This window comes from Desulfuribacillus alkaliarsenatis, assembly GCF_001730225.1.
GTDB lineage: Bacteria > Bacillota > Bacilli > Desulfuribacillales > Desulfuribacillaceae > Desulfuribacillus > Desulfuribacillus alkaliarsenatis.
Window position 1 is genome coordinate 18,415 of record NZ_MIJE01000036.1, and the last position, 23,803, is coordinate 42,217.

Sequence of the window (23,803 nt, forward strand, 5' to 3'; positions counted from 1 at the left end):
GGAGTGACTATGGAGTTTGTTCATTTACACACACATACACAATATAGTCTGTTAGACGGAGCTGGAAGGATTGAAGATTTAGTAAAGAAGTCTAAAGAGTGCGGTATGCCTGCGATTGCATTAACTGATCATGGAGTTATGTACGGGGCGATTCCTTTTTATCGAGCATGTATAGATGCTGGAATTAAGCCAATTATTGGTTGTGAGGTATATGTTGCACCAGGTAGTAGACATGATAAACAGAAGCATAAAGGTGACAATTCATATCACTTAGTCTTATTAGCTAAAAACCAAACGGGTTATGAAAATTTATTATATTTAGTAAGTAAAGCTAGTATTGAAGGCTTTTATTATCGACCGAGGATTGATAAAGAACTATTAGCTAAGCATGCTGATGGTTTGATTGCCCTTAGTGCTTGCTTAGCTGGAGAGATTCCAAGGCTGCTAATGTATAATGAACAACAAAAGGCGCGGGAAGTCGCCCAAGAATTTCTGCAAATGTTTGGTCAGGATAATTTCTACTTAGAGCTTCAGGACCACGGAATCCCAGAGCAAAAAACGGTAAATCAAGCGCTAGTGAATTTAGGTAGAGAACTCGGTATTGGAGTTGTTGCTACTAATGATATTCACTATGTAAGTAAAGAGGATGCAATATACCATGATAAGCTTTTGTGTATCCAGACTGGCAAGACCCTACTTGATGAGTCGAGAATGAAATTTCCAACTAATGAGTTTTACTTAAAAACCTATAACGAGATGCATAGGTTATTTTCCTATGCTCCAGAAGCGCTCACTAACACTATGAAAATCATGGACATGTGCGATTTTAAGATAGATTTTAGCCAACGTCATTTGCCGCATTTTGAAGTGCCAGAAGGCGAAAGCCATCAAAGCTATCTCAAAAAAATATGTTATCTTGGGTTAAAGGAGCGTTATAGAGACGATAGTGAACAGTCGATTTATATAGAACGGTTAGACTATGAATTACAGGTTATTAATAATATGGGATTTGATAGCTATTTTTTAATTGTTTGGGATTTTATGAAATTTGCCCATGAAAATAAAATACTCACAGGTCCTGGTAGGGGTTCAGCTGCTGGAAGTATAGTAGCCTACGTTTTACGTATAACAAATATTGATCCTATTAAATATAATCTACTCTTTGAAAGATTTCTTAATCCGAATCGAATCTCTATGCCTGATATTGATATAGATTTTGACTATGAAAGAAGGGGAGAGGTTATCGATTATGTCGTCAATAAATATGGCGAGGATAAGGTAGCCCAAATTATTACCTTTGGTACGATGGCGGCTAAGGCTGCTGTTCGTGATGCTGGCAGAGTTATGAACCTGCCATATGGTGACGTAGATAAGATTGCTAAGATGATTCCTAACACCCTAGGGATTACGATAGAAAAAGCACTAGAGGTAAACCCAGGTCTTAAAGAGGTATATCAGCAGGATGAGAATATAAAGCAATTATTAGATGCAGCAATGGCAATTGAAGGATTACCTCGCCATGCTTCTACACATGCAGCTGGCGTAGTAATAGCTAAGGAAGAGCTAACTAAATATGTGCCATTACAAAAAGGCAATGATGATAATAGTGTCGTTACCCAGTATCCGATGGATATATTAGAGAGTATTGGGCTATTAAAGATGGATTTTCTGGGCTTACGTACTTTAACGATTATAAATGATACACTGAAAAATATTTATCACAGACAGGGGATAACAATAGATTTAGATACATTCACCTATGATGATACGTCTACATATGAGCTGTTAAGTCGTGGAGATACCTCTGGGGTATTCCAGCTAGAGTCGATTGGTATGCGTAATGTACTAAAGGAGCTAAAGCCGACAAATTTTGAGGATATTGTTGCGGTACTAGCTTTATATCGTCCTGGGCCGATGGAGAACATACCTGTATATATTAAGTCCAAGCATGGAAGTATACCAGTTACATACCCGCACCCAATGCTTGAGCCAATCCTTAAGGATACATATGGAATTATAGTGTACCAGGAGCAGATTATGCGGATAGCGTCGGAAATGGCTGGCTTTAGCTTAGGACAAGCAGATTTATTGCGTCGAGCTGTGTCTAAGAAAAAGCGCGAGGTTCTAGATGAACAAAGGGAGCTATTTGTCACAGGATGTATTAATACAGGCTTTGATAAAGCTGTTGCCAATCAGGTCTATGATACAATTGTAGCCTTCGCTAACTACGGCTTTAACCGATCACATGCGGCAGCGTATGCGGTAATTGCTTATCAAACAGCTTACTTGAAGGCAAATTATCCGTTGGAGTTTATGGCAGCTGTGCTTACTGGTGCTATGAACAGCTCGGACAAGGTTGCACAATATATTGATGACGCAAAAAAATCTGGCATTACAATATTACCTCCAGATATTAATGAATCCTATGCTAATTTTACGGTGTCAGATGCAGCAATTCGATTTGGTCTTGCTGCCGTAAAAGGTGTAGGACAAGCAGTGTTATTAGAGATTATTAAAGAACGTAAGCAAAAGCCATTTACATCATTGTTTGATTTCTGCGAACGCATGAGTAGTCATGTATGTAAGAAGAATGTTATGGAGAATTTAATTAAATGTGGTGCCTTTGCTAGCTTTGGCAGTCGGGCTATGCATCTTGCTGGTTTAGAATTAGCATTAGATTATGGGGCGCGACGCAGAAAGGAACTAGCTGATGATCAGATTAGCTTGTTCGGCATGCTAGAAGAGGCAGGTCATGTGGAAGAAATACCAAAGCTGCCTGAGGTTCCAGAGTTTCAAAATGATGAACTATTAGAGATGGAGCGAGAGCTTCTAGGCTTATATATATCAGGCCATCCTTTGGAGAAATTTAGGCCTTTGATGACGCGGTATAAAGTTACGCGTATTAGTGAATTGCCAGAAGCTAAGGACGATAGTACACATAATATTATGGGTATGATTCAAAGTAAACAGCAAATCATGACAAAACGTGGACAACTGATGGCTTTTTTAGTAATAGAAGATTTAACTTCTACAGTAGAAGTGGTTGTCTTCCCAGAACTATATAAAGATACCCTTCATATGCTAGAAAAAGATACACCTATATTGCTAAAGGGCAAGGTGCAACATCAGGATGAGGTAACGAAGATGCTCGCAGTAAAAATTGCAGACGTTATGAAGCTAGAAAGTGAGCCGAATAGGTTATTTATTAAATTTGAATATAATAATCGGACGGACGATTTCGATAAACTATTAAATGTTTTGAGAAAAAATCCTGGTTCTATCCCAGTTATCTTATTTGATGAAAAAACTAAAGAATACCGAGCCTTACAAGCTGAATATAATATTAGTAATAGCGACAATCTAATGGAGCAGCTAATAGAACTTATTTCAAAAGAGTCAATTGTTTTTAAATAGAATACAAAATTTTTAGATGGATTACAAAAATTTTCAGATAAATTACAAAAGTATTTGGAAAATAATACAATAAAATTTCTGGAGGGAGCTATGAATAAACAGCAGGAAGCTATCGTTAACTTATTGCAGGAAAGAGGCGTCACTGTAGCTGATATTGCTGATATTGTATATAAGCTACAATCTCCTTATGTGGCAGATATTTCTAAAGAAGTATGTGAAGAAAGCATATTACGCGTACTTAATAAGAGGGAAGTACAATTTACTTTATATACGGGGATTGCTTTAGATCAGCTTGCAGAAAAGAACCTACTACCAGAGCCGTTACAGGGTATTATTGAAACGGATGAGCCTTTATATGGTGTAGATGAAGTCTTAGCTGCTGGCATTACTAATGTATATGGATCGATTGGTCTGACGAGCTTTGGTTATTTAGATAAGGAGAAATTAGGGATTATAAGAAAGCTTGACAATCATGCAGACCAAATCCACACTTTCTTAGATGACTTAGTTGCTGGCATTGCTGCTGCCGCTTCAGCGAGGATAGCTCATCAATCAATAGGCAGTTATTTAGACCATAATATAGAAACAAAAAAATCAAAATGACCAATATGACTTTAACTGTTTTATAACAATATTTTAATTGAAACCTCTGTACAACAAACTGTATTACTGCTATAATGATACAAAAGGATGATAGTGGTAGGACCACTAGACCAATTGTATAGGAGTTGAAGGCTTTGAACAGTCTTAAAGAGAGAGCTTTACAAATGCATAGAGACAATAGAGGTAAACTATCAGTACAAGCAAAGGTACAAATAAGAAATGCTAATGACTTATCCTTAGCTTACTCTCCAGGTGTAGCAGAGCCATGTAAGGAGATACATGCTAACGTAGATAAAGTATACGAATATACAGCAAAGGGAAATCTAGTAGCAGTCGTCTCTGACGGCACTGCTGTATTAGGGTTAGGTAATATCGGTCCAGAGGCGGCTATGCCTGTAATGGAAGGTAAGGCTGTGCTTTTTAAGGATTTTGCTGGAGTAGATGCATTTCCTATCTGTATTCGTCATGATGACGATCCAGAAAAGCTAATTGATGCTATACAGTATCTTGAGCCTACCTTTGGCGGCATTAATTTAGAGGATATTGCAGCACCTAACTGTTTTATTATTGAAGAGAAATTACAGGAAAAGATGAACATACCAATATTCCATGACGACCAGCATGGAACAGCAATAGTCACCCTAGCAGGGCTATTCAATGCACTTAAGCTAGTGGACAAAAGTATTGATGAAATTAAGGTAGTAGCAAATGGAGCAGGAGCCGCAGGCATAGCTATCATTAAACTGCTTATGCACCTAGGCGTTAAAGACGTTATTATGTGTGACACAAAAGGTGCTATCTATGAAGGTCGAGAAGTTGGCATGAATCCTATCAAGGAAGATATAGCGAGCATGACTAACAAGCATAAGGTGAAGGGTAATTTAGCAGAATGCCTTGTTGATGCTGATGTTTTCATCGGGGTAAGTGTTGCGGGAGCTGTAACACAAGAGATGGTTAAATCGATGAAGCGTGATCCAATTATCTTTGCCATGGCAAATCCTATACCAGAAATCATGCCGGAGGAAGCCAAAGCTGCAGGTGCGAGGGTTGTTGGAACGGGTAGATCAGATTTCCCAAATCAGGTCAATAATGTGCTTGCGTTTCCAGGGATTTTCCGTGGAGCACTTGACGTACGGGCAACTTGTATTAATATAGAGATGAAGGTTGCAGCAGCTGAAGCTATAGCCAACCTATTAAAGCAGGATGAGTTGCACGATGATTACGTTATTCCGAGTCCATTTGATTCTAGAGTTGCGCCAGCAGTTGCTAAGGCTGTAGCTGTTGCAGCGATGGAGACAGGTGTCGCTAGAATAAAAGTTGACCCTGATGAAATTGAGCGTAAGACCATGCTTCTTTCTGCAATAGGAAAGTAGGAAATTATTATGCTAGAGCCAGTGAAGAAAAAACGGTTGTATGAAGAAATAATGCAACAAATACGTTCGCTTATTATAGATGGTAAGTTTCAACCAGGTGATAAGCTGCCGTCAGAACGAGACCTTGCTACAAAGCTTGGCGTGGCGAGATCGTCCGTGAGGGAAGCGCTGCGTGCCCTTGAGCTATTAGGATATTTAGAGAGTCGTCAGGGAGAAGGTACATTCATTAAGAATCACTCTAATGCCGACATTGTAGAGTCAATGGCTTTCTTTATCCTAAAAGAGAAGGACACGCTTGATGACTTGTTTGAAGTGCGAGAGATTCTAGAATGTGAGATGGCGTGCTTAGCCGCTGAACGTGCAACTGGTGATGACATAGAGAAATTAGAAGAAATCTTAGCAAAGGCTACAGAATTTGTAACGGCAGGAAAGATTCCGTTAGCTGAAGACAGTGATTTCCATAATGCGCTTGCGGAGGCTTCTCGAAATGATATTCTCATGCGAGTTATGCATACAATCGCTGATTTCATAAGAAAGGGCAGAGAAGGAAGTCTAACAATTCCTGGTCGGCCACATAAATCTATTAAAGACCACTACGAAATTTTACAAGCTGTAAAAGAGCAAGATGGTAATAAAGCTAGAGAAGCCATGAGGAAACATCTGAAAACAGTGAAAAAGGAACTGTTTGGAGAAGCATGAAAGATTGCGTAATAGGCATAATTTGTGATATCATAACTTAAAATTAAAACTATAGGCATACTGAATTTTAGATTAAATCAGTATGCTTTGCTTTATTCTGTCTATATATCACTACTTATAAGAGGAGGAAACTCCATGTGGACCGTTATCTACATATCTCCAACGGAGAAAGTAGCGGAAAAGCTTCGCAGTCGTTTAACAGATGAAGGATTTCTCATAAAGGTAAAACAGCTTAGTGGATCAAAAAACCAATACGAAATTTTAGTTCCAGAAAGTGAACTAGAAGAAGTTCAAGATGCATTGCATAGGGCATTACAAGGTGCACATTAGGTGAGGTGACAAGGTGCTTAAGGATTTATTTACGAAGAAAAAGAAGTACGCTTCTGTTTCGGCAAAGGCAGTACAGAAGGATGTACCACAAGGTATCATAGTAAAATGCTCTGATTGTAGCGCTATTATTTACGCAAAGGAGCTAGATAAGAATTACCGTACTTGTATAAAATGTAACTTCCATTTTCCAATTACAGCTAAGGAAAGAATCAGCTATACATTAGATAATGACAATTTTTTCGAGTATGATACTGATTTGAGTTCGTGTAATCCTTTAGAATTTCCAGATTACAATGAAAAGCTAGCTTCAGATAAGGAAAAGACTGGATTAAATGAAGCTGTAATTACAGGTGAAGGAACAATCGAGGGAATTCCATTAGTGGTTGCAGTGATGGATTCAAGATTTCGCATGGCAAGTATGGGCTCTGTAGTCGGCGAAAAGATTGCAAGGGCAATTGAAAAAGCGATGATTAAGAAGTATCCGTTTATTCTATTTTCTGCTTCAGGTGGTGCAAGAATGCAGGAAGGGATATTTAGTCTTATGCAAATGGCTAAGACATCGGCAGCACTTAAAGAGTATGATAAAGCTGGCGGTTTATTTGTGTCTGTTATGACGAATCCGACAACAGGTGGGGTGACGGCAAGCTTTGCCTCATTAGGTGACATCAACGTAGCAGAGCCTGGCGCACTAATCGGTTTTGCAGGTAGAAGAATCATTGAGCAAACAATTCGTCAGAAGCTACCTGACGATTTCCAAACGGCGGAATTTTTAGTAAAACACGGTCACTTAGACAAAGTAGTTCACCGCAAGGATATGCGTGAATTCTTAAGTACGGTGTTGAAGTTGCATGCCTTTGGAGGTGAACGAATTGAAAAATGATTTGCAGTTTGAAAAGCCGATTTTAGAGCTGCGTCAAAAAATTGATGAGCTAAAGAAGTTTACAAGTGAAAAAGAAATCGACTTAACAGATGAAATTACTAAATTAGAAGAACGTGCTAGGGCACTAGAGCTTGATATATACGGAAATTTATCACCATGGCAGAAAACACAAATTGCTCGCCATAGTATGAGACCAACGACTTTAGATTATATCAGCGAAATATTTGATGATTTTATTGAATTGCATGGAGATCGCAGCTTTGCAGATGACCCAGCAATAGTTGGTGGAATCGCCTTTTTAAATGGTCGTCCTGTAACTGTGATAGGGCATCAAAAAGGTAAGGATACGAAAGAAAACATAGCGAGAAACTTTGGTATGCCACACCCTGAAGGATACCGAAAGGCACTTAGACTGATGAAGCAAGCGGAGAAGTTCAACCGTCCAATCATCTGCTTTATCGATACACCAGGCGCATATCCTGGTAAAGCTGCGGAGGAACGTGGGCAGGGAGAAGCGATTGCTAAAAATCTCTTTGAAATGGCTGGCTTCAAGGTTCCAATTATTTCAATCGTCACAGGAGAAGGTGGTAGTGGTGGTGCGTTAGCCCTGGGGGTTGCTGATAGAATATTTATGCTAGAGAACTCTATTTACTCAGTTATCTCGCCAGAGGGAGCTGCAGCATTGCTGTGGAAGGATTCAGGGCTTGCACAAAAGGCCGCAGAAACGATGAAAATTACTGCTAAAGATTTATACCAATTTAAAATTATTGATGGAATTATAGAAGAGCCGTTGGGTGGCGCGCACAAAGACTTGCCACATACAGCTATAAATATTAAGAAGTCTATAGAAGCAACACTTGTAGAATTACTAGCGAAGTCTGACGGCGATTTAGTAAAGGATCGCTATACTAAATATAAAGATATAGGTTGTTATCAATAACCATTACCAAGTAAGCACTGGGAGGAACTGCACCCGGTGCTTTAATTATAGAACCTAATTATATTGTTTTTATAAAGAATTTGTTAAAAAACTAAACATTGTCTGCATAAACTGTAACTATTGTTGTGTTTGAATGTTGGTAAGGGCTATAATAGAAAAAACAGGTAAAGCTATGGTTGGAGGTGTGCATTTGAATAGGATTGCAGTGTTGACCAGTGGTGGGGATGCTCCAGGCATGAACGCAGCCATCAGAGCAGTTGTGCGAAAGAGTATCTATCATCAGATTGATATATATGGAATATATCGAGGATATCAGGGTTTGATTGAAGATGATATTAAAGAGTTAAAGGTGCATTCAGTAGCAGATATTATTCAACGTGGCGGTACGGTGCTTTCAACAGCACGTAGCGAAGAATTTAGAAGTAAAGAAGGACAACAGAAGGCAATCAAAAACCTATCAAATCGTGGCATAGAGGGTTTAATAGTCATTGGTGGTGATGGTTCGTTTCGAGGTTCAATGGAGCTTGCTAAACAAGGGATTAAAGTTATAGGGATTCCAGGAACAATCGACAATGATATTCCAGGCACTGACCAAACAATTGGTTTTGATACCGCTGTGAATACGGTTATTTCATTAATAGATAAAATAAGAGATACTGCTAGCTCCCATGACCGCACCTTTGTAGTTGAGGTTATGGGCAGGCATGCTGGAGATATTGCAGTGCGGGCTGGATTAGCTGGTGGTGCGGAATCGATTGTGATACCTGAGGCTGCCTATAACTTTGAAGATATTAGTGCAAGATTAAAAAAAGGCTATAGTAGAGGGAAAAAGCACAGTATTATTATAGTAGCTGAAGGTGTCGGCTCAGGTGAAATGGTTGCTGAAAAAATCAAAAAACATACAGGTTTAGATACGAGGGTAACGGTACTAGGCCATGTGCAACGAGGTGGTACTCCTACGGCTTACGACCGCTGGCTAGCTAGCCTGATGGGTGCTAAAGCTGTTGATTTATTACTTGAGTCGCAATCTGGGTTAATGGTTGGAATAGTTAATCAACAAATTGTTGGCATTCCTTTTACGCAAGCCTTTACTGAAAGGCCAAAGCTTGATTTAGATGCCTACGAGTTGTCAAAAATATTATCAATATAATAAATATAGTGGAGGAAAAGATTATGAGAAGAACTAAAATAGTAGCAACAATCGGACCAGCCTCTGATTCTTTAGAACAGCTAAGTGAATTATTAAAAGCAGGGATAAACGTAGCCAGGCTTAACTTTTCCCATGGTACACATGCTGAGCATAAAAAAAGAATAGAAACAATTAGGCAGGCGAGTGAAAAAACTGGAATTCCAGTAGCGGTTATGATAGACACCAAGGGGCCTGAAATTCGTACGAAGGAAGTTGAAAACGGTAGGGTCGAGCTTAAAACAGGTCAACAAATTATTCTCGCTCCAGGAGATTTCGTCGGAAATGAAAGCAGAGTTGCTATTACATATAATGAACTAGCTAGTGATGTTACGATTGGCGATTGTATTCTTATCGATGATGGTTTAATTGAATTAAAGGTTGTTGAAATAAATGGTAGTGAAGTTGTCTGTAGTGTCATTAATAGTGGGGTCTTAAAAAATAAAAAAGGTATTAACCTGCCAGGGGTATATACAAAACTACCTAGTATAACAGAAAAAGATGAGGAAGATATTTTATTTGGTATCGAAAATGATGTTGATTTCATTGCCGCATCATTTGTTCGTAAGGGCTTCGATGTTTTACAAATAAAAGAGATTCTAGATCGACACGACTCACAAATACAAATTATATCTAAAATCGAGAGTACTGAAGCAGTTGAGAATATTGATGAGATTTTAGAGGTCTCTGATGGAATAATGGTTGCCCGCGGGGATTTAGGCGTGGAGATACCACCTGAACAAGTGCCATTGGTGCAGAAGGACATAATAAAGCGCTGTAATAAAGCTGGTAAGTCAGTAGTAACGGCTACACAGATGCTAGACTCAATGCAAAGAAACCCTCGTCCGACAAGGGCAGAGGCAAGTGATGTAGCTAATGCAATTCTTGACGGCTCTGATGCTGTAATGCTTTCAGGGGAAACTGCTGCTGGGGATTTCCCAGTTCAATCAGTTAAGATTATGGCTCAAATAGCAGAAACTACAGAGAACTCTGCTATTTATCAGAAGTTTATCCGTCAAGAGCAGGAGCGCATTGCTACTAGCTCTGTAACCAGTGCTTTGAGCTTAGCGGTAGCGAATGTAAGCAGTGAATTAAACGCTAAGGCGATTGTAACATCGACCTCTAGCGGATACACAGCAAAAATGATTTCAAAATATAAGCCATACTCACAAATTATAGCCGTTACACCAAGTCCGATAGTTAGTAGGCAGCTGTTATTGTCATGGGGTGTTATACCAGTATTAGGACAGGACTCTAAATCTACTGATGAAATGTTTAGGGTAGCCGTCGATGCGGCTATGCAATTACAGAGCATAAAAAGTGGAGATATCATAATTATTACAGCAGGGGTGCCAGTAGGACAGCCTGGAACGACTAACCTAATGAAAATCCATGCCATAGGTGATATCCTAGGAAAAGGCATTGGTGTAGGAGAGAAAAGTATAAGTGGCAAAGCTAGGGTATGTACATCTAATCAGCAAGCAATTAAAGAGATGGTCGACGGTGAAATTCTCGTAATTTATTCTACTGACAAAGATACAATGTCTGCAATTGGGAAAGCAAAGGCAATTATCACTGAGGAATCTGGTGTTACCTCACACGCTGCCATCGTAGGGATTAGCCTGGGTATTCCAGTTATTGTCGGCGCAAAGGGTATTCTACAAAAGCTAAAAACGGGCGATGAAATTACTGTAGATGCATCTAGGGGTTTAATCTATGCTGGAAGGGCAGAGATAATTTAAGGAGGGTATTGCTTGGCTCATATATCGGAGATTAGAGTACGTTATCAAGAAACTGATCAAATGAAGGTCGTCTATCATGCTAACTATGCAGTTTGGTTTGAAGTGGCAAGAACAAACGCGCTACGGGAAACAGGCCATAGCTATAAAGAAATGGAACAACTAGGGGTTGTTATGCCTGTAGTTGAATTGAATTGCAAATACAAACGCCCTGCAACATACGATGACATCTTAGAAGTACACGCTCAGATTATTACCTTTACAGGCGTAAAGCTGGTTTTTCGTTATAAGGTTATCCATAAAGAACGCCAGGAGCTATTAGCTGAAGGTGAAACGGTGCACGCTTTTCTAAAGCACGGGCGACCAATTAACCTAAAGAAACAGCATCCTGAATTTGCGGAACTAATTACAAATGTGATGGAGGGGAGCAATGTTTAAAATATTAGCTTTATTATTCATCGTTGTACCTGCGATTGAAATATATTTAATTATTAAAGTAGGGCAGATCTTTGGAGCCCTTACTACCCTTGGTATCGTAGTGTTGACTGGATTTCTAGGTGCCTACTTGGCAAAAAGCCAGGGCAGACAGACACTTATGCTTGCCCAAATAGATTTACAGCAAGGTAGGGTTCCGAGCGATTTAATTTTAGATGGGCTGGCTATCTTAGTTGGTGGTGTAGTCTTACTAACCCCAGGTTTTGTAACTGATATATTCGGCTTTTTCTTATTGGTTCCAACAACTAGAGGTATGTTCAAGCTGGCAATGAGGAACTGGATTACGAAAATGATAAATAACGGAAATGTTCACATATACACATCAAGAAGGTGGTAAAGTCTTTGCCTTTACCACCCTAGCTCAAGCTTAGTTCAAACCTAGCTCAAATCGCTGCTTTTCCTGATACTACTGGGGGCAGCTTTTCTATTAGTTAAGTATACACCGAACAAAATTAATGCAGCTCCAGCTAATTGTATAGGACTGATTTTTTCATTAAAGATAATACTAGCTAATATAATGGCTGACACTGGCATGAGATTAATAAAAGACGCGGCCCTCGCTGCACCAACTTTTTTAATTCCGTCATACCAAAGCACGAAGCTTAGTGCCGATACAATGACCGCCATGTGTAATATTGACAGCCAAGTAAGTACGGTTGTCTGAGCTAGGCTATCGATGGTTAGCTTTGCAATGCCAAACGGAAGTAGAAATATTGTTCCAGCTACACAGGCGTAAGTTGTAGCCACTAACGGTGAAAAACGATTTAGGCTAACCCTGCCGACAACAGAGTATATAGCCCAGCAAAAGACAGCACCTAACAGTATAAAATCAACGGGAGCTACACCGAGCTGCAAAAATGTTTGCAAGGAACCTTCGGTAATAATGGTGAAGGCACCGATAATACCTAAACTAATACCAAAGGCCTGTAGCAAGGATAGCCTTTCTTTGAGAAATAGGATTGATAATATCGTAATCACAATTGGATTCGTAGCTATTATTAGTGAACTCTTAGTTATAGTAGTGAGCATAACCCCATAAAAGAATAAGACGTTATATCCAAAGATTCCGATTAGGCCTAAGACTGTGAAAATAATTAAGTCTTTTTTTTGAAGCTTAGGGCGGACAGGCTCGCGTCTACTCATAAACCACCAGAGCGCTATAGAAGCACCTAAAAAGCGAAAAAAAGCGACAGTTATGGGATGTAATTCCTCAACAGATATTTTTGCTGCAATAAATGCACTTCCCCAGATGAAGGTGGATAGTATTAAGAGTAGGTAGGTGCGTTGCGTAGAGTCCAATTTCATTTTGCAACCTCTTTCTATAGTTTGACGCTGATGTAACTATATTCAATATAACATAGATTTTTAAATTTGCTGATTAATATTTGAGGTGGATAGTTTGACGCAGGAAACGATTTTTTTATTGATTTTACTTATGCTTGGGTTGCTAAGTAAAAATAATTCAGTAGTAATTGCCGCAATCATACTTTTACTAATCCGTTGGTCAATGCTAGCTCCATACGTGCTACCATGGATGAAAGAAAACGGGCTGAATTTAGGGATTATTGTCATTACGGTGGCGGTACTAGTTCCTATTGCTACAGGGGATGTTCGATTACAGGACTTATATAATGTAATTAACTCACACAAGGGATGGGTAGTTATTATCGCTGGCATATTAGTAGCGATTCTTGGTGCTGCTGGACTAGGATTACTTGCTGACGATCCAGAAGTCACAGTGGGACTTATATTAGGGACTATCCTTGGCATCGTATTATTTAAAGGGGTACCCGTTGGTCCTCTAATTGGAGCAGGAATAGCCGTAGTACTATTGAAAGGGTTAGATTTACTTAAGTTTTGGTAAAATAATGTTTGCTAGATGAATACGTGTTGTTGCTGATAATTGTTGAAAAAACACTGTAACTAGGATATAATTTCAACTAATGAAACACAGTAGCAATAATGCTTACTTGTTATAGAATAGTTAAGTAGCAGATTAAATTAGGAGGTAGAGAAAGTGACAGGTACAAAAATTACGATTGAAAATGGTAAACTACAGATTCCAAATGACCCAATTATTCCTTTTATTGAGGGTGATGGGATTGGACCAGATATATGGGCAGCATCTGTTAGGGTGTTTGACGCAGCTGTTGAGAAAGCATATGCAGGCGAAAAGAAAATAGTTTGGAAAGAAATTTTAGCTGGTGAAAAGGCTAAGGATCAAACGGGTGAGTGGCTACCTGATGCAACAATTGATGCAATGCGTGAGTACATAGTAGGAATTAAAGGGCCTTTAACTACACCTGTAGGTGGGGGAATACGTAGCCTTAACGTAGCACTTCGCCAAATTTTAGACCTGTATGCATGTGTGCGACCAGTTCGCTATTTCCAAGGTGTTACAAGTCCTGTAAAGGAACCACAAAAGGTTAATATGGTTATTTTCCGTGAAAATACTGAAGACGTGTATTCTGGTATTGAGTGGAGTCAGGGCAGTGAAGAAGCTAACAAAATAATTAATTATATAAATACAGAATTCAATAAGAATATTCGACCAGATTCTGGAATAGGTATAAAACCAGTATCAATTGAAGGAAGTAAACGTCTTGTCCGTAAAGCAATCCAATTTGCAATTGACCAAAAGCGCTCAAGTGTAACCCTAGTACACAAAGGAAACATCATGAAGTTTACTGAGGGTGCGTTTAAGGATTGGGGATATGAAGTAGCAGTTCAGGAATTCCGTGATTATATCATCACTGAGGACGAGCTTTGGAACGACTTTAATGGAAAAGCACCAGAAGGTAAGATTGTAGTTAAGGATCGCATTGCAGATAATATGTTCCAACAGGCACTACTTCGCCCAGAGGAGTATGACGTATTAGCTACGATGAACCTGAATGGTGATTATTTATCTGATGCTTTAGCTGCTCAAGTAGGTGGCTTAGGTTTAGCACCAGGTGGTAACATTGCTGATCATATAGCATTATTCGAGGCGACACATGGTACTGCTCCTAAATATGCTGGTTTAGACAAGGTAAACCCAAGCTCAGTTATTCTATCAGGTGTCATGATGCTTGAATACCTTGGCTGGAACGAAGCTGCTACAATGATTGTTGACGGTATGGAAAAAGCTATCCAAAGTAAGCACGTTACCTACGATTTAGCTAGACAAATGGAAGGTGCTACTGAGCTTAAGACTTCAGAGTTTGCTAACGCGATTATCGAAAACATGTAAGAAGTTATTAATTCAATTAATATATAACGTATGGGAGGATGAAGTAAGTGAAGAAGAGAAACAAAATCACAATTATTGGTGCTGGTAATGTTGGCGCTACGGCAGCTCATTGGGCTGCAAGTAAAGAATTAGGGGATATCGTGTTAGTCGATATCGCTGAAGGGGTACCACAGGGTAAGGCTCTTGATTTAATGGAAGCGGCACCAGTAGAAGGCTTTGACTCCATAGTTATTGGAACTAACAACTACGAAGACACTGCAGATTCTGATGTTATTGTTATTACTGCAGGTCTTGCACGCAAACCAGGAATGACCCGTGAAGATTTAGTGCAAATGAACTCTAAGATTATTGCTTCAGTGACGAAGGAAGCTGTTAAATATTCACCAGAGGCATATATCGTTGTTGTAACTAACCCACTTGATGTTATGTGTAAGGTAGCGTTAGATGCTAGTGGATTCCCTAAACATCGTGTTATGGGACAATCTGGAGTATTAGATTCAGCTCGTTTCCGTACATTTATTGCTAGAGAGCTAAACATCTCCTTTGAGGACGTAAGTGCATTCGTTCTAGGTGGTCATGGTGATGAGATGGTACCACTTGTACGTTATAGCTATGCTGGTGGGATTCCGATTGAAACATTAATTCCGAAGGACCGCTTAGATGCAATTGTTGAGCGTACGCGTAAAGGTGGAGCTGAGATTGTAAACCTGTTGAAGACGGGTAGTGCTTTCTTCGCGCCTTCATCCTCTACTATCCAAATGGTAGAAGCAATTCTTAAAGACAAGAAGCGTATATTGCCAACTGCGGCATACCTAGAAGGTGAGTACGGACAAGACGGTATTTACCTAGGTGTTCCAGCGATTATTGGTGGTAACGGAATAGAGAAAATTATTGAAATCGAATTGACAGAAGTAGAAAAGCAAGCCCTGCAGAAATCAGCAGATATGGTTCGCGAAACTTCAAAAGCTTTGTAGACAAGCAAACCTCCTGGGAAAAATCCCAGGGGCTTTGCTATATAATAGGGGGAATTAGCGTGAGAGACGTTCAGGTTGATGCAATTACCAGTGCTGTAAAAGAACTTTGTATGACAGCCAATTACGACCTTGGGGAAGATGTTATCAAAGCTTTCAAGAGTTTTAAAGAAAAGGAAGCTAGCCCTACGGGACAGGGTGTGCTTGAACAATTAATTGAAAATGCTGAAATAGCAACAACAGAGCGCGCACCAATGTGCCAGGACACTGGTTATGCAGTTTTCTTCGTAGAATTAGGACAGGACGTACATATTACTGGTGGAAGCCTAACAGATGCTATTAATGAAGGTGTTCGTCAGGGTTACCAGGAAGGCTATTTGAGAAAATCAATCGTGGAACATCCACTAAACAGAAAAAACACTGGCGACAACACACCAGCAGTCATTCATTTAGACTTAGTGCCAGGTGACGACTTGAAAATCACGATTGCACCAAAGGGTGGCGGTAGTGAAAACATGAGTGGTATTAAAATGCTAAAGCCTGCTGACGGCGTTGAAGGTGTGAAAGACTTCGTTATTCAAAGGGTAAAGGAAGCTGGACCTAATCCATGTCCACCAATTGTGGTCGGCGTAGGTATCGGAGGAACCTTTGAAAAATCAGCAATGATAGCGAAGAAAGCACTCTTACGTAATATTGGAGAACGTCATCAAGACCCTGAAATGGCAGCATTAGAACAGGAGTTATTAAAGAAAATTAACAAGCTTGGGATTGGACCACAGGGCTTAGGAGGTACAACAACGGCCCTTGATGTATTCGTTGAAGTATACCCAGCTCACATTGCTTCATTACCTGTAGCAGTTAATATTAACTGTCATGCAGCAAGACATAAATCGGTAAAATTATAGGGGGTGCTAAGGATGGAATGGATTCGTATTAATACACCAGTGACTAATGAAGATGTTACAAAGCTAAAAGCCGGAGACAAGGTGCTTATCTCTGGGTATATATATACTGCTAGGGATGCTGCACATAAACGCTTAGTAGAGCTATTAGACAACGGAGAAGTACTACCATTTGACGTGCAGGGTCAGCTAATATATTATGTTGGGCCAACCCCCGCAAAACCAGGGCAAGTAATTGGCTCAGCAGGACCTACAACTAGCTATCGCATGGATCCTTACGCCCCTAGATTAATCGAACAGGGCTTAAAGGGCATGATTGGCAAGGGCTCACGTAGTCAAGAGGTGCGTGATGCGATGACCACCCATAAAGCAGTGTACTTCGCTGCCGTTGGTGGAGCAGCAGCACTAATTGCTAGATCAATAAAAGAAGCTGAGATTGTTGCCTATGAAGACTTAGGTGCGGAAGCAATCCGCAAATTAAAGGTCGAAGATTTCCCAGCTATTGTTGTAAATGATGTTGCTGGTAACGATTTATACCAAGAAGGTAAGAAGCAGTACGAACAACAGTAAACAAACTTATAATTATATCAATATATAAATAGCATATTTACATGAACATTATAAAACAGAGGGAGCTATTCTCTCTGTTTTTCCCTATTATATTGCATTTTAATAATTTTTTGTTATGCTAAAATCAAAGTTTTTGATAAGATATACTAAATATTTGCACAATGTATGATGAAAAATGGGGGCTATAACTATGAGTAGCAAGCGAATTTTAATTGTAGATGATGAAGAATCAATTTTAAAATTAATTAAATATAATCTTGAAAAAGCTGGCTTTGATACGATCACAGCTTCCGATGGCGAGAAGGCATTAGCAATAGCGTCAGAGGAAAAGCTTTCGCTAGTAATTCTCGATTTAATGCTACCTGGTATGGATGGTATTGATGTGTGTAAAACCCTTCGACAAAATAAAGTTAAGGTACCAATAATAATGGTAACGGCTAAGGATGATGAATTTGATAAGGTACTTGGACTCGAACTAGGTGCAGACGATTATCTGACAAAACCTTTTAGTCCACGTGAACTGCTGGCAAGGGTGAAGGCAATTCTCAGAAGGGTTGAGGATAACCAACAAGATAATAATAATGATGATAATAATGAAACAATTTCTATTGGTGAATTATCAATAAACACAGCTACATATGAGGTAGTTTATAATAACGAAACTATAGAATTAACCCCTAAGGAATTCGAACTTTTAAGGGTGCTTGCCACAAATAAAGGACGAGTCATCAGTCGAGACCAGTTGTTAAATACCGTATGGGACTACGACTTTGTAGGTGATACACGTATTGTTGATGTTCATGTAAGTCATTTGCGTGAAAAGATTGAGGAAGATCCGAAAAACCCAAAATATATAAAAACAGTACGTGGCATAGGCTATAAGCTCGACCATAAGGTATAGTTTAATATCCCATTCGTTTAGTAGGAGTCGCTTGTATGTTAAAAAGTTTAAGATGGACAATAATTTTATCATTTGTAATAATCACTATAATTTCTTCTGCCTTGGTTAATTCAGTATGGAAGAGCTGGTATGTTAATGATGTACAACGTTTGCTAGAAGATAAAGTGGTGAATCAGATTACATATGCGGCTCAAATTACTGATGAAGCTTTGTTGTATGATTATTTGCGATTCATAAAATCATCGTCAGATGCTATGGGAAACATTTTTTTATATAACATGTCTTTAGAATCATATTGGTCCGTCGATGAATATATGTTGTCTACAGTAGAAAACCAAGAATACATATTAACGCTAATAGATGAATTTGTGTTGATTGATAATCTGTTGATTTATCAACTTAAGCAATTTGATGAAGAACTTTATATAGTAGTAAAGCTTAATCAAGAGTCGAAGTTAAATAGTATGCTGCAGTACAAAATGCCTGTAGTATACTTCTTTATTGCTTTTTTATCGATTATTGGCTTGTTAGTTGGCCGTTTTATATGGAAAGATATATTCTTACCATTGGATCGGATTACTACCGTTATCAAGTGGGTTGCTAGGGGACAATTCGATCATAGAATTTTTGTTAATCGAAAAGATGAACTATATGATTTAGCGGAAAATGTTAATCTTATGATTCAATCTAGCAAAGAGAAAGTAACAGAATTATCAGACGAAAAAAGCAAACTAGAAGGCGTATTAAATAATATGCTAAGTGGTGTCATAGTCGTAAATCAGCACGGTAATATTGAATATGTTAACTCTTCTGCTGAAAAAATATTAAATGTTAAAAAAGATCAGATTGTTATGAAAAATCACCAGTTATTAAAGGCCTATGGTATTAATAATGATATTGAGAAGACCCTTACTAAGGGCGAGGTTTTTCGCGATCAAATAACATTTACTAAGGGAATTACCGAACGTATTGTTGAGATAAGTATAATACCTATTAAAAATATTAATCGCCTAATTACCAGTGTAATAATTGTACTCCATGACATCAGTGATATAAAGCGCCTTGAAAACATGCGGGCGGAATTCGTGGCAAATGTTTCTCATGAGATTAAAACGCCTATTACGTCTATCAAAGGGTTTGCAGAGACGATTATTGATGGGGCGATTGAAGATAAGGATGTAACCTTGGATTTTACCAATATCATATACAAAGAGTCTGAACGGTTGAGCAATTTAGTTCAGGACTTATTAGACTTATCGAAAATTGAAAGCAATACAGCACTAGAGATGCAGGACGATGATATCGTAGAAATTGCCACTGAAGTAATCCAAAATCTCAGAAATCAGTTAGATAAAAACCACGTAGATATATCTTTATGCTCTAATAAGGAGCGAATTCTACACTTAGTAAACCACGATAGAATAAAGCAGGTATTTATTAATTTGATTAGTAATGCAATTGCATACTCTAAAGAAGAATCGACGGTATTTGTGCGTATATTTGATAATGAGCGGGATGTAGTTATCGAGGTTGAAGATAATGGGATTGGTATTCCAGAGAGTGATTTAGCTAGAATTTTTGAACGCTTTTATCGAGTGCATAAGCATCGAAGTCGTGCTACTGGTGGTACTGGACTAGGATTGTCTATAGTAAAGCATATCGTAGATGTGCATCAAGGTAAGATTGATGTTGATAGTAATGTTGGGATAGGAACAACATTCCGCATAACTTTACCTAAAATTAGTAATTAGTGATATAGTTCACAGTAAGCTGTTGCCACGTATCACAAATAATTTTTGCTCCTTGTGTTACACTAGAAATACAAAAAAGGTTTAAGACAATTAGAAGCAAATAATTTCTAGTGAGGAGGACTTAAAATGTCTGAGGAAAAACGTGCTTGCTCGGTTTGTACAAATAGTGAGGATGATAGAGTATTAATCCACGCTGTTGTGGACGGTAAAGATACTTACGTTTGTGTTAAATGCTTACCAATGTTAATTCACGGAAGATAAACAAAGGACACAAAGAAACAAATAGCTATATGACAATCAAATGGATACTTAAAAACAATAAGTGAGGCATAATCAACTTTCAACAGGTTGATTATGCCTCACTTATTTGTGTTGGTACCGAAGGCCGGACTTGAACCGGCACGAGTTACCCCGTACGATTTTGAGTCGTATGCGTCTGCCATTCCGCCACTCCGGCAAAAAATTGCTACAAATTATATTTTACAAGAAAGAATTTAAAATAGCAAGTAGTTACTTTATCATTAGTATCGTTCAAATTCATCTTTTTTGTAAAGGCAGTCTTTTTCATTTCTTTACAAAACCTTTACAAAGCGTTTATACCACCTCAACATACAGAAGTTACAATGAATTTGTAAGTGAGGGACGACCTCGCACAAATATTAAAAGATAAATTCAGGAGGGGTATTACTAAGATGTTAAAAAGAATTGCAGTACTAGGGTTAATCGCAGCACTAATGTTATTGATTGTAGCTTGTGGTGGGGGTAACAGCGAACCAAGTAACAACCAACAGCCACAGCAGCCTTCATCACCATCAACACCTGCACAACCAGCGGAGCAATTACCTTCAGGGTTCCTAGATGTTCGTGGATCTGACACAATGGTGAACATGGGTCAAGCATTAGCTGAATATTACATGGATAATGTTAATCAAAATGCTAACCTGGCAGTAACTGGTGGTGGATCAGGAACTGGTATTGCTGGTCTTATCAATAACGACTTAGATATTGCGCAATCTTCTCGTGCAATTAGACAATCTGAATTAGATGATGCTACTGGAAGAGGCGTAGATGTCCATGAGTTCATCGTAGGCGTTGACGGAGTAGCAATAGGTGTTAACTCAGCAAATCCAATTGAAAGCGTTACGATGCAAGAGCTTAGTGATATTCTTACTGGTGCAATTACAAATTGGTCTCAGCTAGGTTGGGCTGAAGGTGGCGAAATCACAGTATATTCTCGCCAATCTAACTCTGGTACTTACGCTTTTGTAAATGAAGTTGTAATGGATGGTGCAGATTGGGCGCCAAATACTCAGTTCTTACCAGGCTCTTCAAACATCAATGAAGCATTACAAACAGATGTAGCAGGTCTTGGGTACTTTGGGGTAGCATATGTAGGTGGAGAAACTAGAGCTTTAATGGTAGATGGGTATTCTCCGCAAGATGAGCAAGCGGTTGGTGATGGATTATACAAGGTTGCTCGTCCGTTATTCTTCTACGTAAATGGGACACCTGAAGGTTTAGCTAACCATTATCTTCAGTGGGTGTTAAGTGCTGAAGGTCAAGCAGTTATAGCAGAAGTAGGATTCTACCGCGTAGATCCAGCAACTGCATATGACTCTACAAACAAAGAATTATTTAGAAGCTTAGGAATTGAAGTGACATATTAAATTACATCTAGAGTCTTGAAAAAAAGTACTCAATTACTTTATTGATAATAAAAGTACAATAGCAAGGGATTGCCTTATATAAAGGTGATTCCTATTGCTATGTTTATAAAAATACACTACAAATTTAAGAGTTTACTACATTTAGTTATATATAAGAATTTACTACTTTTATATATATATGAGATTACTACGTTTTGATTATCACGAGGAGGATATTAGATGAAACTACCGATTAATTCGGGCAAAAAGACAGGAGTACAAGACACAGGCACATTACCTGCAAAAAAACAGTTAACAACTGCTGAACGTTTGACTAGTAGCTCCTATACATCCAACATTTCAAACTGGTTTATAGAAAAATGGTTTCTATTAAATGGAACTTTAGCAGTTATGATTTTGATATTGATTTTTGGTTTCTTAATTCGTGAAGGCTTGCCTGCTTTACGAGAAGTAGGTCTTATGGAGTTTTTAACGGGTACGCGCTGGATGCCGTCCTCTCCTAGAGAAGCTGGTTATGGAGCGTTACCTTTTATATTAGGATCAGTTATGGTAACAGTTGGAGCTCTTGCAATTGCTATTCCATGGGGTATTGCTACAGCTATTTTCATTTCTGAAGTAGCTCCAAAGAGAGTTAAAGAATTTTTAAAACCTATTGTAGAGGTATTGGCGATTTTCCCGTCTGTTATTTTAGGATTTATTGCTTTAGTAATTGTTTCTCCAATTATAGCCACTGTATTCGATTTGTCTAATGGTAGAACAGCATTAACTGCTAGTATTATGCTGGCAATTATGGCATTACCGACAATTATTAGTATTACTGAGGACGCATTAAATACGGTTCCAAATGATTTCCGTGAAGCGGCAATTGCTTTAGGGGCATCTCGGTGGGAAACTGTAAAAATGGTTGTTATACCTGCAGCACGATCAGGTATTGTCGCTAGTGTTATGCTTGGTTTTGGCCGGGCTGTAGGCGAAACTATGACTGTGCTTATGGCAGCAGGAAATGCTTTGAGTATGCCAGTAAAAGATGTATGGAATATAGCAATACCAAATTTTCTAGTATCTGTCCGTACATTAACAGCAAACATTGCAATTGAAGCTTCTGATGTGCCTTGGGGAAGTCTGCACTATAGCGCATTATTTGTAGTTGCGATGATTTTATTTGTTATAACATTTACCGTAAATCTTATCGCAGATATTTTGATACAACGACAGCAAGGAGCGATGCGTAATGACTAATAATAGAAAACAAATTACCCAGACGATTTGGTTTGGAATATGCACGCTGTTTGCTGTAATGACCATTGCTGTACTTTTTCTTTTGCTTTATTGGCTAATCCGAGGAGGAGCGCATGTTCTTAGCTGGGAATTTATCACACAAGCTCCACGTAGTAATATGACTGCTGGTGGAATTAGGCCTGCAATTATAGGGACAATCTATGTAGCTTCGTTAACGCTGTTCTTGTCTGTACCGTTAGGAGTATTTGCAGCTATATATTTAAACGAATACGCTAAACAAGGGCGACTTGTTAGAATAATTCGCTTAAGTATTCGAAATCTTTCGGGTGTACCTTCAATTGTATACGGATTATTTGGACTTGGATTATTTGCATCTATGCTGAAATTTGGAACATCTCTATTGGCAGCAGCCTGCACACTAGCTCTAATGGTGCTTCCGTGGATTATAACTGCTTCTGAAGAAGCGCTAAAGTCAGTGCCAAAATCCTTCCGTGAAGGTGGATTAGCATTAGGAGCAACCAAATGGCAAACAATACGCATGTTGGTTCTTCCATCTGCAGTTCCAGGTATGATGACTGGTTCGATTCTAGGTTTGGCTCGCGCAGCAGGTGAAACTGCACCAATAATTCTAACTGGAGCGGCATATTTCTTACCACAACTACCGTCTTCGGTTTTCGATCGTTTTATGGCGCTGCCGTACCATTTATTTATACTAGCAACGCAGCACTCTAGGGTAGCTGATGTGCGTCCATTAGCATTTGGTACAGCGTTAGTATTGATAGGATTAGTATTATTTCTAAATATGGGAGCTATCTTAATACGTAACCATTTCCGCAAGAAGAGAACATGGTAATATAATAAGAGATTATAAGGAGAGATATATAGTGAGTCAAAACGTGACAACAAAGGCT

The 23,803-nt window shown here is 38.8% G+C and carries 23 protein-coding genes and 1 tRNA gene; 22 read left to right on the forward strand and 2 right to left on the reverse strand.

The genetic code is table 11. The features are described from left to right. The first annotated feature begins 9 nt into the window (after positions 1-9). The 11 genes from BHF68_RS14450 (at position 10) to BHF68_RS14500 (ending at position 11,996) form a co-directional block, all read left to right on the forward strand. Positions 10-3,414, forward strand: a complete 3,405-nt coding sequence (locus BHF68_RS14450) for a DNA polymerase III subunit alpha (RefSeq protein ID WP_069644389.1) — start codon at positions 10-12, stop codon at positions 3,412-3,414. 90 nt (positions 3,415-3,504) lie between these two features. Next, positions 3,505-4,017: a phosphatidylglycerophosphatase A family protein gene (locus BHF68_RS14455; protein WP_069644390.1), complete on the forward strand. Its 513-nt coding sequence runs from the start codon at positions 3,505-3,507 to the stop codon at positions 4,015-4,017. A gap of 164 nt (positions 4,018-4,181) precedes the next feature. Beyond that, positions 4,182-5,390, forward strand: a complete 1,209-nt coding sequence (ystJ, locus tag BHF68_RS14460) for an NADP-dependent malic enzyme (RefSeq protein WP_069644476.1) — start codon at positions 4,182-4,184, stop codon at positions 5,388-5,390. A gap of 9 nt (positions 5,391-5,399) precedes the next feature. Then, the gene (locus BHF68_RS14465; RefSeq protein ID WP_069644391.1) at positions 5,400-6,089 is read left to right on the forward strand and encodes a FadR/GntR family transcriptional regulator; all 690 of its coding nucleotides are present in this window, start codon (positions 5,400-5,402) and stop codon (positions 6,087-6,089) included. A 135-nt stretch (positions 6,090-6,224) separates the two neighbouring features. Continuing rightward, positions 6,225-6,419, forward strand: coding sequence for an SPOR domain-containing protein (locus tag BHF68_RS14470; protein ID WP_069644392.1), 195 nt, complete (start codon positions 6,225-6,227; stop codon positions 6,417-6,419). Between the two features lie 13 nt (positions 6,420-6,432). After that, positions 6,433-7,299, forward strand: a complete 867-nt coding sequence (gene accD / locus BHF68_RS14475) for an acetyl-CoA carboxylase, carboxyltransferase subunit beta (RefSeq protein ID WP_069644393.1) — start codon at positions 6,433-6,435, stop codon at positions 7,297-7,299. Beyond that, positions 7,289-8,239: an acetyl-CoA carboxylase carboxyltransferase subunit alpha gene (locus tag BHF68_RS14480; protein WP_141706306.1), complete on the forward strand. Its 951-nt coding sequence runs from the start codon at positions 7,289-7,291 to the stop codon at positions 8,237-8,239. Before accD ends, BHF68_RS14480 begins: the two co-directional genes overlap by 11 nt. Positions 8,240-8,429: 190 nt before the next feature. Further along, the gene (gene pfkA, locus BHF68_RS14485) at positions 8,430-9,389 is read left to right on the forward strand and encodes a 6-phosphofructokinase (RefSeq protein ID WP_069644395.1); all 960 of its coding nucleotides are present in this window, start codon (positions 8,430-8,432) and stop codon (positions 9,387-9,389) included. 23 nt (positions 9,390-9,412) lie between these two features. Then, positions 9,413-11,167, forward strand: coding sequence for a pyruvate kinase (gene pyk / locus BHF68_RS14490; protein WP_176719953.1), 1,755 nt, complete (start codon positions 9,413-9,415; stop codon positions 11,165-11,167). 12 nt (positions 11,168-11,179) lie between these two features. Continuing rightward, positions 11,180-11,602, forward strand: a complete 423-nt coding sequence (locus tag BHF68_RS14495) for an acyl-CoA thioesterase (RefSeq protein ID WP_084019492.1) — start codon at positions 11,180-11,182, stop codon at positions 11,600-11,602. Further along, positions 11,595-11,996, forward strand: a complete 402-nt coding sequence (locus BHF68_RS14500) for an FxsA family protein (protein ID WP_069644396.1) — start codon at positions 11,595-11,597, stop codon at positions 11,994-11,996. The genes BHF68_RS14495 and BHF68_RS14500 overlap by 8 nt, the downstream gene beginning before the upstream one ends. Positions 11,997-12,037: 41 nt before the next feature. On the opposite strand, the gene BHF68_RS14505 is transcribed toward BHF68_RS14500, so the two are convergent. Beyond that, positions 12,038-12,964, reverse strand: a complete 927-nt coding sequence (locus tag BHF68_RS14505; RefSeq protein WP_069644397.1) for a DMT family transporter — start codon at positions 12,962-12,964, stop codon at positions 12,038-12,040. Between the two features lie 94 nt (positions 12,965-13,058). Between BHF68_RS14505 and BHF68_RS14510 the strand changes: the two genes are divergently transcribed. The 8 genes from BHF68_RS14510 (at position 13,059) to BHF68_RS15740 (ending at position 20,247) form a co-directional block, all read left to right on the forward strand. Next, a complete protein-coding gene (locus BHF68_RS14510; protein WP_084019493.1) occupies positions 13,059-13,523 on the forward strand; it encodes a DUF441 domain-containing protein in 465 nt (154 codons plus the stop codon). Between the two features lie 153 nt (positions 13,524-13,676). Next, the gene (icd, locus tag BHF68_RS14515; protein WP_069644398.1) at positions 13,677-14,891 is read left to right on the forward strand and encodes an isocitrate dehydrogenase (NADP(+)); all 1,215 of its coding nucleotides are present in this window, start codon (positions 13,677-13,679) and stop codon (positions 14,889-14,891) included. Positions 14,892-14,938: 47 nt separating this feature from the next. Further along, the gene (gene mdh / locus BHF68_RS14520) at positions 14,939-15,865 is read left to right on the forward strand and encodes a malate dehydrogenase (protein WP_069644399.1); all 927 of its coding nucleotides are present in this window, start codon (positions 14,939-14,941) and stop codon (positions 15,863-15,865) included. A gap of 59 nt (positions 15,866-15,924) precedes the next feature. Then, a complete protein-coding gene (locus BHF68_RS14525) occupies positions 15,925-16,767 on the forward strand; it encodes a fumarate hydratase (RefSeq protein WP_069644400.1) in 843 nt (280 codons plus the stop codon). A 12-nt stretch (positions 16,768-16,779) separates the two neighbouring features. Continuing rightward, positions 16,780-17,334: a Fe-S-containing hydro-lyase gene (locus tag BHF68_RS14530; protein ID WP_069644401.1), complete on the forward strand. Its 555-nt coding sequence runs from the start codon at positions 16,780-16,782 to the stop codon at positions 17,332-17,334. Positions 17,335-17,524: 190 nt separating this feature from the next. Further along, a complete protein-coding gene (locus BHF68_RS14535) occupies positions 17,525-18,235 on the forward strand; it encodes a response regulator (protein WP_069644402.1) in 711 nt (236 codons plus the stop codon). Positions 18,236-18,270: 35 nt separating this feature from the next. Further along, complete coding sequence (gene pnpS / locus BHF68_RS14540) at positions 18,271-19,986, forward strand: two-component system histidine kinase PnpS (protein WP_069644403.1); 1,716 nt, start codon at positions 18,271-18,273, stop codon at positions 19,984-19,986. A 126-nt stretch (positions 19,987-20,112) separates the two neighbouring features. Continuing rightward, on the forward strand, positions 20,113-20,247 hold the full coding sequence (locus tag BHF68_RS15740) for a hypothetical protein (RefSeq protein ID WP_301553651.1): 135 nt from the start codon (positions 20,113-20,115) through the stop codon (positions 20,245-20,247). Positions 20,248-20,359: 112 nt separating this feature from the next. On the opposite strand, the gene BHF68_RS14545 is transcribed toward BHF68_RS15740, so the two are convergent. Further along, positions 20,360-20,443, reverse strand: a tRNA-Leu gene (locus BHF68_RS14545). Between the two features lie 235 nt (positions 20,444-20,678). Between BHF68_RS14545 and BHF68_RS14550 the strand changes: the two genes are divergently transcribed. From BHF68_RS14550 to pstA, 3 genes are all read left to right on the forward strand, one after another. After that, positions 20,679-21,653 (forward strand): PstS family phosphate ABC transporter substrate-binding protein, encoded by a 975-nt coding sequence (locus BHF68_RS14550; protein WP_069644404.1) that lies wholly within the window; start codon positions 20,679-20,681, stop codon positions 21,651-21,653. A 219-nt stretch (positions 21,654-21,872) separates the two neighbouring features. Continuing rightward, on the forward strand, positions 21,873-22,892 hold the full coding sequence (gene pstC, locus BHF68_RS14555; RefSeq protein WP_084019495.1) for a phosphate ABC transporter permease subunit PstC: 1,020 nt from the start codon (positions 21,873-21,875) through the stop codon (positions 22,890-22,892). Continuing rightward, entirely contained in the window at positions 22,885-23,745 is an 861-nt protein-coding gene (pstA, locus tag BHF68_RS14560) for a phosphate ABC transporter permease PstA (RefSeq protein WP_069644405.1), read from the forward strand. The genes pstC and pstA overlap by 8 nt, the downstream gene beginning before the upstream one ends. The last annotated feature ends 58 nt before the right edge of the window (positions 23,746-23,803 follow it).